11 protein-coding genes are annotated in these 9,605 nt (G+C 64.6%); 4 read left to right on the top strand and 7 right to left on the bottom strand.

The genetic code is table 11. The features are described from left to right. Positions 1 to 183: 183 nt before the first annotated feature. From AC3WOS_RS05315 to AC3WOS_RS05305, 3 genes are all read right to left on the bottom strand, one after another. Entirely contained in the window at positions 184 to 669 is a 486-nt protein-coding gene (locus AC3WOS_RS05315) for a glutathione peroxidase (protein ID WP_492714812.1), read from the bottom strand. Continuing rightward, positions 669 to 1,805 carry a PilT/PilU family type 4a pilus ATPase gene (locus tag AC3WOS_RS05310; RefSeq protein WP_492714811.1) on the bottom strand — a complete coding sequence of 379 codons (1,137 nt, stop codon included), beginning with the start codon at positions 1,803 to 1,805 and terminating at the stop codon, positions 669 to 671. Before AC3WOS_RS05310 ends, AC3WOS_RS05315 begins: the two co-directional genes overlap by 1 nt. 91 nt (positions 1,806 to 1,896) lie before the next feature. Then, positions 1,897 to 2,940 carry a type IV pilus twitching motility protein PilT gene (locus AC3WOS_RS05305; protein ID WP_492714810.1) on the bottom strand — a complete coding sequence of 348 codons (1,044 nt, stop codon included), beginning with the start codon at positions 2,938 to 2,940 and terminating at the stop codon, positions 1,897 to 1,899. A gap of 139 nt (positions 2,941 to 3,079) precedes the next feature. Here AC3WOS_RS05305 and AC3WOS_RS05300 point away from each other — a divergent pair, with 139 nt between their 5' ends. The 3 genes from AC3WOS_RS05300 to AC3WOS_RS05290 all read left to right on the top strand — a co-directional run bounded on the left by AC3WOS_RS05300 (position 3,080) and on the right by AC3WOS_RS05290 (position 5,286). Next, complete coding sequence (locus tag AC3WOS_RS05300; RefSeq protein WP_492714809.1) at positions 3,080 to 3,781, top strand: YggS family pyridoxal phosphate-dependent enzyme; 702 nt, start codon at positions 3,080 to 3,082, stop codon at positions 3,779 to 3,781. A gap of 15 nt (positions 3,782 to 3,796) precedes the next feature. Continuing rightward, positions 3,797 to 4,621: a pyrroline-5-carboxylate reductase gene (gene proC, locus AC3WOS_RS05295; RefSeq protein WP_492714808.1), complete on the top strand. Its 825-nt coding sequence runs from the start codon at positions 3,797 to 3,799 to the stop codon at positions 4,619 to 4,621. Positions 4,622 to 4,986: 365 nt separating this feature from the next. Beyond that, positions 4,987 to 5,286 carry a high-potential iron-sulfur protein gene (locus AC3WOS_RS05290; protein ID WP_492714807.1) on the top strand — a complete coding sequence of 100 codons (300 nt, stop codon included), beginning with the start codon at positions 4,987 to 4,989 and terminating at the stop codon, positions 5,284 to 5,286. Positions 5,287 to 5,320: 34 nt separating this feature from the next. Here the strand turns inward: AC3WOS_RS05290 and AC3WOS_RS05285 are convergent, their stop codons facing one another. Beyond that, positions 5,321 to 6,001 carry a substrate-binding periplasmic protein gene (locus tag AC3WOS_RS05285; protein WP_492714806.1) on the bottom strand — a complete coding sequence of 227 codons (681 nt, stop codon included), beginning with the start codon at positions 5,999 to 6,001 and terminating at the stop codon, positions 5,321 to 5,323. Between the two features lie 284 nt (positions 6,002 to 6,285). On the opposite strand from AC3WOS_RS05285, the gene AC3WOS_RS05280 reads away from it, so the two are divergent. After that, entirely contained in the window at positions 6,286 to 7,032 is a 747-nt protein-coding gene (locus tag AC3WOS_RS05280) for a substrate-binding periplasmic protein (protein ID WP_492714805.1), read from the top strand. Between the two features lie 170 nt (positions 7,033 to 7,202). Here AC3WOS_RS05280 and AC3WOS_RS05275 read toward each other — a convergent pair whose 3' ends face one another. The 3 genes from AC3WOS_RS05275 to AC3WOS_RS05265 all read right to left on the bottom strand — a co-directional run bounded on the left by AC3WOS_RS05275 (position 7,203) and on the right by AC3WOS_RS05265 (position 9,545). Next, positions 7,203 to 7,568, bottom strand: coding sequence for an ElaB/YgaM/YqjD family protein (locus AC3WOS_RS05275; protein WP_492714804.1), 366 nt, complete (start codon positions 7,566 to 7,568; stop codon positions 7,203 to 7,205). A gap of 107 nt (positions 7,569 to 7,675) precedes the next feature. Next, entirely contained in the window at positions 7,676 to 8,530 is an 855-nt protein-coding gene (gene ubiA, locus AC3WOS_RS05270) for a 4-hydroxybenzoate octaprenyltransferase (RefSeq protein ID WP_492714803.1), read from the bottom strand. 76 nt (positions 8,531 to 8,606) lie between these two features. Beyond that, positions 8,607 to 9,545 carry a hydrogen peroxide-inducible genes activator gene (locus tag AC3WOS_RS05265; RefSeq protein WP_492714802.1) on the bottom strand — a complete coding sequence of 313 codons (939 nt, stop codon included), beginning with the start codon at positions 9,543 to 9,545 and terminating at the stop codon, positions 8,607 to 8,609. Positions 9,546 to 9,605 lie beyond the last annotated feature (60 nt).

Raw genomic sequence — 9,605 nt, 5'->3', positions numbered from 1 at the left:
GCATTTTATTTTGCCACTCGTAAAGTTCGCGGGGCCGCGGGACGGCGACCCCGGTGTGGCGGGCGGCACAGGCGGCCCGGGCGCGCGACTGCCCGACCCTAAAGCTTGCATATTGCAAGCCGGAGGGCCGTCGTACGCCTGATTGTGGGTGGGGAGCGGGAGGCTGACGGGGCCTGGCCGCGATTATTCGGCCAACAGCTTTTCTATGTCGGCGATCAATTCTTCGGGCTTGGTGGCCGGCGCGTAACGCTTGTAGACGGTGCCGTCCTTGCGCACCAGGAACTTGGTGAAGTTCCACTTGATGCCTTCCGTGCCCAGCAGGCCGGGCGCGTCCTTCTTGAGCTGCTTGAACAGGGGATGGGCGCCGCTGCCGTTCACGTCCACCTTGGCGAACATGGGGAAGGTGACGCCGTAGTTCTTTTCGCAGAAGGCGCCGATCTCGTCTGCCGAGCCCGGTTCCTGGGCGCCGAACTGGTTGCACGGGAAACCCAGTACCACGGCGCCCTTGTCCTTGAACTGTTCATACACCGCTTCCAGCCCCTGGTACTGGGGCGTGAAGCCGCACTTGCTGGCCGTGTTGACGATCAACAGCACCTGGCCTTTGTACTGGCCCAGGCTGACGGGCTTGCCCGACAGGGTGTCCGCTTCCAGGTCGAAAATAGTATGCATCAGATGATTCCCAAATGTTCGGTGCCGGCCGACAGGTCGCGCGTCTTGGCGGCCTTGCCTTCCAGCTTGATGGTGAGCCGCAGGTCGTTCACGGAATCGGCGTTGCGCAGGGCGTCCTCGTAGGTGATCAGGTCGGCCTCGAACAGGTCGAACAGGGACTGGTCGAAGGTCTGCATGCCCAGCTCGCGCGACTTCTTCATCAGCTCCTTGATCTCGTGCACCTGGCCCTTGAAGATCAGGTCCGAGATCAGGGGCGAATTGAGCATGATCTCGATGGCCACGGCGCGGCCCCGGCTTTCCTTGCGCGGCACCAGGCGTTGCGAGATCATGCCGCGCAGGTTGAGCGACAAGTCCATCAGCAACTGCTGGCGGCGCTCTTCCGGGAAGAAGTTGATGATGCGGTCCAGCGCCTGGTTGGCGCTGTTGGCGTGCAGCGTGGCCAGGCACAGGTGGCCCGTCTCGGCGAAGGCGATGGCGTGGTCCATGGTCTGGCGGTCGCGGATCTCGCCGATCTGGATCACGTCCGGCGCCTGGCGCAGCGTGTTCTTCAGGGCCACTTCCCAGTCTTCCGTGTCGACCCCCACCTCGCGCTGGGTGATGATGCAGTTCTTGTGCGGGTGCACGTACTCGACCGGGTCCTCGATGGTGATGATGTGGCCGTAGCTGTTCTCATTACGGTAGCCCACCATGGCCGCCAGCGTGGTCGACTTGCCCGAACCGGTAGCACCGACCATGATGACCAGGCCGCGCTTGGACATGACCACTTCCTTGAGCACCTCCGGCAAGCCCAGGTCTTCCAGGCGCGGGATCTCGCTGGTGATGGTACGCAGCACCATGCCGACCGAACTCATCTGCACGAAGGCCGATACCCGGAACCGGCCCAGGTCGCCGGGGCTGATGGCGAAGTTGGCCTCCTTGGTCAGCTCGAAGTTGGCGGTCTGCTTGTCGTTCATGATGGAGCGGGCCAGGTCGGCCGTGTGGGCGGCCGTCAGGGCCTGGGCCGACACGGGCGTCATCTTGCCGTCGATCTTGATGGCGGGCGGGAAGCCGGCCGTGATGAACAAGTCCGAACCCTTCTTGCTGAGCATCAGGCGCAGCAAGTCGAACATGAATTTTGATGCCTGGTCCCGTTCCATGGTGACCGCTCCTTGCAGGGGCGGGGGGCAGTTGCGGCAAGTGGACAGAGGCGCTGCCTTAGTCCACTTGCCGCAACTGACCCCCTGGGTTTTAGCCGGGGAAGTTGTCCGGCGTCTTGGCGGCCGAGCGGGCCGCGGCGGACGAGATGACGTTGCGCCGCACCAGGTCGGTCAGGGTCTGGTCCAGCGTCTGCATGCCCACGTTGCTGCCGGTCTGGATGGCCGAGTACATCTGGGCGATCTTCGCTTCGCGGATCAGGTTGCGGATGGCCGGCGTGGCCACCATGATCTCGTGCGCGGCCACCCGGCCGGAGCCGTCCTTGGTCTTGAGCAGCGTCTGCGAAATGACGGCCTGCAGCGATTCGGACAGCATGGCCCGCACCATTTCCTTTTCATCGGCCGGGAACACGTCGACGATACGGTCGATGGTCTTGGCGGCCGACGAGGTGTGCAGCGTGCCGAACACCAGGTGGCCCGTCTCGGCCGCCGACAGGGCCAGGCGGATGGTTTCCAGGTCGCGCAGCTCGCCCACCAGGATCACGTCCGGATCTTCCCGCAGGGCCGAGCGCAGCGCGTTGTTGAACGACAGCGTGTGCGGCCCCACTTCGCGCTGGTTGATCAGGCATTTCTTCGATTCGTGCACGAATTCGATCGGGTCTTCGATGGTGAGGATGTGGCCGTACTCGTTCTCGTTGACGTGGTTGACCATGGCCGCCAGCGTGGTCGACTTGCCCGAGCCGGTGGGGCCCGTCACCAGCACCAGGCCGCGCGGCTTGAGCGACAGTTCGGCGAAGATCTTGGGGCAGTTCAATTCTTCCAGGCTGAGGATCTTGGACGGAATGGTGCGCAGCACGGCCGAGGCGCCCCGCTCCTGGTTGTAGGCGTTGACGCGGAAGCGGGCCAGGCCGGGAATGGCGAACGAGAAGTCCACTTCCAGCATTTCTTCGTAGGCCTTGCGCTGGCCATCGTTCATGATGTCATAGATCATGCCGTGCACGTCCTTGTGCTCGAGCGGCGGCAGGTTGATGCGCCGCACGTCGCCGTGGACCCGTATCATGGGCGGCAAACCGGCCGACAGGTGCAAGTCCGAGGCCTTGTTCTTGACGGAGAATGCCAGCAGTTCTGAAATGTCCATTTATAATCCCTGTGCCTGTTGTCGGGCGCGCGCGCCGGGTCGGCTTACCGGCGCGGCGAATGTGTCGGGCTGAATTCTTTTCAGCCGCGTCAGCCCATCGTCTGTTTATTGTCCGCTTACCACCATCTGCTCATTGATTATGTCCACAATCGCCCAGAACTTGCAAGCCATAGCCGGCACAATTGTTGCCGCATTACAAGAAAGTGGCCGCCAGCCCGGCGCGGTCCAGCTGCTGGCCGTGTCCAAGACGTTCGGCCCGGAGGCGGTGCTGGAAGCGGTGCGGGCCGGCCAGCTGGCCTTTGGCGAGAACTACCTGCAGGAGGCGCTCGACAAGATGGCGGCCGTGGCCGCCGGCGCGCCCGGCACGGCCCTGGCCTGGCACTTCATCGGCCCCATCCAGAGCAACAAGACCCGGCCCATCGCCGAGCATTTCGACTGGGTGCACACGGTGGACCGGCTCAAGATCGCCCAGCGCCTGTCGGAACAGCGTCCGGCGCAGCTGGCGCCGCTCAACATCTGCCTGCAAGTGAATATCAGCGGCGAGGCCAGCAAGAGCGGCGTGGCGCCGGACGAAGTGGCCGAACTGGCCCGCCAGGTGGCCGCGCTGCCGCGGCTGCAGCTGCGGGGCCTGATGGCGATCCCGGAACCGGCCGAAGGATACGAGCAGCAACGAGCCCCGTTCGCCCGCCTGCGCGCGCTGTACGAGCAATTGCGGGCCGAAGGCCTGGCGCTCGACACCTTATCGATGGGCATGTCGGCCGACCTGAAGGCCGCCATTGTCGAAGGGGCCACCATCGTGCGCGTAGGCAGCGCCATATTCGGATCACGCAACTACCACTAAAACGAGAGAGCGAACATGAAGATAGCATTTATCGGCGGCGGCAACATGGCATCGGCCCTGATCGCGGGCCTGGCGGGCAAGCTGACGGCGGGCCCCAACATCCACGTGGTCGACCCCAACGGCGCCGCGCTGGACAAGCTGCAGGCCCAGTTCGGCGTGACGACGGCCGCCGCGGCCGACGGCGCGCTGGCCGGGCGCGACGTGATCGTGCTGGCCGTCAAGCCGCAAAGCATGCGCGAAGTGGCGGCCCAGCTGCTGCCGCTGCTGGACAGGAACGCGCCGCCGCTGGTGCTGTCGATCGCGGCCGGCATCCGCGCCGCCGACCTGTCGCGCTGGCTGGGCGGCTACGGCGCCATCGTGCGCTGCATGCCGAACACGCCGGCCCTGATCGGGCTGGGCATCACGGGCATGGTGGCCATGGCCGGCGTTAGCGCGGCCCAGAAGGACGCGGCCGATGCCATCCTGAAAGCCGTAGGCCAGACCGTGTGGCTGGACGACGAAGCGCAGATCGACCCCGTGACGGCCGTGTCGGGCAGCGGCCCGGCCTATGTGTTCTATTTCATCGAAGCGTTGCAGGAAGCGGCGGCCGAGCTGGGCCTGAGCGCCGAGCAGGGCAAGCAGCTGGCGCTGGCCACCTTTGCCGGTGCGGCGCAGCTGGCCGTGCAGTCGGACGAACCGGTAGCGCTGCTGCGCGAGCGCGTCACCTCCAAGGGCGGCACCACGTATGCGGCCCTGACCAGCATGGAAGGCAGCGGCGTGAAGGCGGCCATTGTCCAGGCCGTGAAAGCGGCGGCCCAGCGCGGCAAGGAACTGGGCGACGAGCTCGGCGGCGCGGCCTGATCGCCAGCCGGCCAGGCAAGCTGGCCGGCAGCGACAATCGCAGACAAAATAGGCAAAATGGGGACGTACCCCATTTTTTTGTTTCATGGCGGGGACGAAACACTTGGTTCGGCGCGGCGCGCGGGCGGCGTATTATCATGACGGCTCGCCCAAAATGGGGACGTACCCCATTTCACGTACCCTATTTCACGACGAGCTCGGCCTGATTGCCAGCCGGCCAGACAAGCTGGCTGGCAGCGACAATTGCAGACAAAATGGGGTACGTCCCCATTTTTTTTGTTTCATGGCGGGGACGAAACACTTGGTCGGGCGCGGCGCGCGGGCGGCGTATTATCATGACAGCTCAACGATTGTCGGGAGGCAAGATGGCCAATCGCAGAATCTTTATCATGCACGCCGTGGCCGGCCTGGCCGCCGCCGGCCTGGGCCGGCTGGCCGTGGCCGCCGAGCGCAGCCCGCTGCGGGAAGACGACCCCAAGGCGGTCGAGTTCGCTTATGTGACGGATACCCGCCGGGTGGACCAGGCCAAGTTCCCCGAGCATCAGCCGGACCAGCAATGTGCCACATGCCAGATCTACGAAGACGGACCGGACGGCATGGGCGGCTGTCCGCTGTTCCCCGGCAAGCTGGTGCGGGCCGGCGGCTGGTGCAGCGCCTTCAATTAGAGCGCCGGCGCCGCAACGGCGCCGCGTGGACCCATTAGTCGGTCTTGCCGTCGCCCAGGTACTTCTGGTAGATGGCGTTGTAGCGTCCCGTTTCCTTCAGGTGCTTGAGGCCGGCGTTGAAATCGTCGCGCACCCGGCCGTCGCGGAATACGGGCCGGTAATCCATGGGGTTGAGCTTGACGAAGCTGTGCTCCTCCGTCGGTTTGAGCGGCATGCCGTGTTCGCGCTTGAGCTGCAGGGTGAAGTATTTGAAGATGTTGCGGTCGCTGAGCACGAGGTCGTAGCGGCCCTTGTCCAGCGTGAGTACCTGCAGGCCTTGGTCGTTCTGCTCAAAATACAGGCCCGCGTCCTTGACCGGGCCCAGCCAGTCGGGATAACGCTTGGCGGCGCCGGCAAAGGCGATCACGCGCAAGCCCCGCAAATCTTGCGGCTTGCGCACGACCAGATGACGCTCCTTGAGACTGATGAACACGTTGTCGTACAGCACGGCCGGATCGCCGTACCAGCCGCCTTCGGCCGTCATGTTTTCGCCCAGGTCCGTCATGGCCGCATCGACCACCCTGGTCTTGAATGCCACCGGCACGCGGGCGAACGGGAAATACTGGGGTTTGAGCACGTGGCCGCGATAGGCCAGCGCTTCGCCGATGACTTCCAGTTCGATACCTGAATTGGTTTCCGGGAAACAGAACGGCGGGATTTTTTCCCCGAACGCCATTTTGACTTCCACTGCCCGGGCAGGCGACCATGCGGCGCAGGCCGCCAGCAGAATGAGCAGACGATAAGGCAGGCGAGACGACATGAAGGTCCAGGTTCAGGGAGTGGCGCGACGACAAAAGCAGCGTCATTATGGCATGGTGGCGCGCCGGCGGGAATTTGGATATGCTAGGGCCAGCCCGCCTCCGGGCCCATGACATTCACCTGGCGCAGGGAACGATAATGACGATGCGGATGCTGTTGCTGGTCACTGCCTTGTGTGCCGCCGCGCCGGCCGGCGCGGGTATGGCTGTCACGCCTGAGGCAGCCGCGGCAAGCGCCGGCCGGAACTACACGGTCGGCGTGGAGAACCTGCAATACTATCCCCTGCACAGCACGGACGCCAACAACGAGTACACGGGCTTCGCGCGCGAAGTGCTGGATACCTTCGCCCGCCAGCAGGGCTATACCTTCCATTATGTGCCGCTGCCCATCAACCGCTTGTACACGGCGTTCCTGAAGGAACAGTCGCTGGACTTCAAGTATCCCGACCATCCGAAATGGCGCGAGGAGTTGCGCCATAGCCTCAAGATCAGCTACAGCGACGTGCTGGTGAGGTCGGAAGAGGGGGCGATGGTGTTGCCGCAGAATAAAGGCCGGCCTCTGAGTACCATCCATTCGCTGGGCACGGTGCTGGGGTTCACGCCCTGGCCCTACCTGCCGGCCATTGAAAGCAAGGCCATCGTCGTGACCACCAGCAACCGCTTCGACGGCTTGCTGCGCCGCGTGCTGGCCGGGCAGCTCGATGCCGTCTACGTCAATATCGATGTGGCCAATTACCTGCTGGCGCAGGAATTGAAGGCGCCGGGCGGCCTGCAGTTCGACCCCTCCCTGCCGCACGCCCACAGCGATTTCCGCCTGTCGAGCTTGCGGCATGATGAGGTGGTGGCCCAGTTCAGCCAATTCCTGCAGCATGAACAGCCCTTGCTGCAGCAGCTGCGGCTCAAGTACAAGGTAGCCGAGCCGCGCCCCGCCGAGGCTGGCAGCCGCTGAGCGGCGTGCCGGCGGCTTGATGGCCGCATCAAGCCGCAGGCCGGCAGCCGCTCAACGGGGTTTCAGCGCCGTGATGGCCGCATCAAGCCGCTGGCCGGCAGCCGTTCAACGGGGTTTCAGCGCCGTGATGGCCGAATCACGCCGCAGGCCGGCAGCCGCCCAGCCGGGTTTCAGCGCCGTGATAGCAGCAGGCCGGCAACCACGCCGACGGCCGCGCCCAAGCCCACGGCCTGCCACGCATGGCCCTTGACGTAGCCGTCGGCCGACTGGGCCACCAGCTTGCCGCGCGCCGTCACGTTGTCCTGCAGGCGCAGCAGGTCGGTCTTGGCGGCCCGCAAGGTTTCATCGAAGCGGGCCTGGGCTTCGCCGGCGTGGCTGGCGGCGTTGTGTTTGGCTTCCTTGAGCCAGGCTTCGGCGTCGCCGATGACCAGCTTCAGATCGTTCATCAATTTGTCACGCGCCTCGTTGCCGGTGGCCTGGCTTTGCGCCATGTTGCCGTTGACGGCGCCATTGCCTTGTTGCACAGTCTGTTCCATGATGGCTTCTCCCTGGTCAGGTGTAACGATACTCCGTGAAAGTGCCCAGTGTATAAGTTGCTGCGCGGATGGCGCTGTGCGCCAGATCAAGGGGGCGCGGGACGCGCTCAGCGCAGCGCGTAATCCAGGGCCACGCCGGCGAACACTGCCGCGCCCAGCCAGTTGTTGTGGCGGAAGGCGTAGAAGCAGGCGTCGCGTTCACGGTCCCGTATCAAGGTGTAATGGTACGCCGCTATGCCGGCCGCTGCCAGCAGTCCCGTAACGAACCAGGCCCGCAGGCCCAGCAGCCAGCCGCAGGCCAGCAGCAGCGTCAGGTTGGCGCCATAGCAGAACATGACGGCGGCCACGTCGTGGCGGCCGAAGGTGATGGCCGAGGTCTTGATGCCAATTTTTAAGTCGTCGTCGCGGTCCACCATGGCGTATTCCGTGTCATAGGCCAGGGCCCAGAACACGTTGGCCACCAGCATCACCCAGGCCAGCGGCGGCACCGTGTCCTGCACGGCGGCGAACGCCATCGGAATGCCGAAGCCGAAGGCGATGCCCAGGTAAGCCTGGGGCAGGGCGAAGAAACGCTTGAAGTAGGGATAGCTGGCGGCAATGATGACGGCGGCCACCGACAGTTGCTTGGTCAGCGCATTGAGCGGCAGGATCAGGCCGAACGACAGCAAGGCCAAGGCGGCGGCGATGGCCAGCGCTTCCTTGCCGCTGACCTTGCCGCTGGTGATGGGGCGCTGGGCCGTGCGCTTGACGTGCTTGTCGAAATCCTGGTCCGCGTAGTCGTTGACGGCGCAGCCGGCCGAGCGCATCAGCAGGGTGCCGACGGAAAAGATCAGCACCAGCTTCCAGTCCGGCTTGCCGCCCGAGGCCAGCCACAGGGCACTCAGCGTGGGCCACAGCAGCAGCAGGGTGCCGATCGGTTTGTCGAGGCGCAGCAGGCGCGCGTAGAGCTCCAGCTTGTTCATGGATGAGGTCCGTTGCAGGGCAAAACGCGATTATCGCAAATCCTGGCGGGCTGCGTCAGCAAAGGAAGAGCGGGCGTCAGTGCGCGTCCACGGGCAATGCCGTCACGCCGGGCAGGTGGCATTCGGCCACGGCGGCGCAGACGGCGTCGATGGCGGCCTTGCGGGTGAAACTCTTGCGCCACACGATGACCACCCGGCGCGACGGCTCCGGCTGGCTGAAGTGGCGGAATTGCAGCATGCCGTCGGCGCTGTCCATGTCCGGCACGGAGGCGCGCGGCAGTACCGTCAGGCCGATGCCGGAAGCGACCATGTGGCGGATGGTTTCCAGCGACGACCCTTCGAAGGTACGCTGCATGCCGTTGCCGGGCGAGGAAAAACGCGCCATTTCGGGGCATACTTCCAGCACCTGGTCGCGGAAGCAGTGGCCGTTGCCCAGCAACAGCATGTTTTCCGTCTTCAAATCCTCGGCCGGGATGGCCTGGCGCCGCGACCATGGGTGTTGCGGCGGCATGGCCACCACGAACGGTTCGTCGTACAGCGCTTGCACGGCCATGCCATGTTCGGGCAGGGGCAGGGCCATGATGGCCGCGTCCAGTTCGCCCTGGCGCAGCATTTCCAGCAGCTTGACGGTGAAATTTTCCTGCAGGATCAAGGGCATCTGGGGCACGTTGGCGATCATGGCCTTGACCAGCGGCGGCAGCAGATAGGGGCCGATGGTGTAGATCACGCCCAGCCGCAGGGGACCGGCCAGCGGATCCTTGTTCTGCTTGGCCAGTTCCTTGATGGCGGCCGTCTGTTCCAGCACGCGTTCGGCCTGGGCCACGATCTGGGCCCCCAGCGGCGTGACGGAGATTTCCGCACCGCCCCGTTCAAACAATACGACACCCAGCTCGTCTTCGAGCTTCTTGATTGCTACCGAGAGCGTAGGCTGGGCGACGTAGCACGCCTCGGCCGCGTGGCCGAAGTGTTTCGCTCGTGCAACAGCAACGATGTATTTCAGTTCGGTCAGTGTCATAAACCTATTTGAACACAGGCATTGCGGGGACGCAATGATATAAATGGGCCAATATCAAGC

It is taken from the genome of Rugamonas sp. FW305-51, assembly GCF_058786935.1.
Note: the sequence above shows the minus strand (reverse complement) of the source record. Positions and strands in the feature narration are given on the sequence as shown.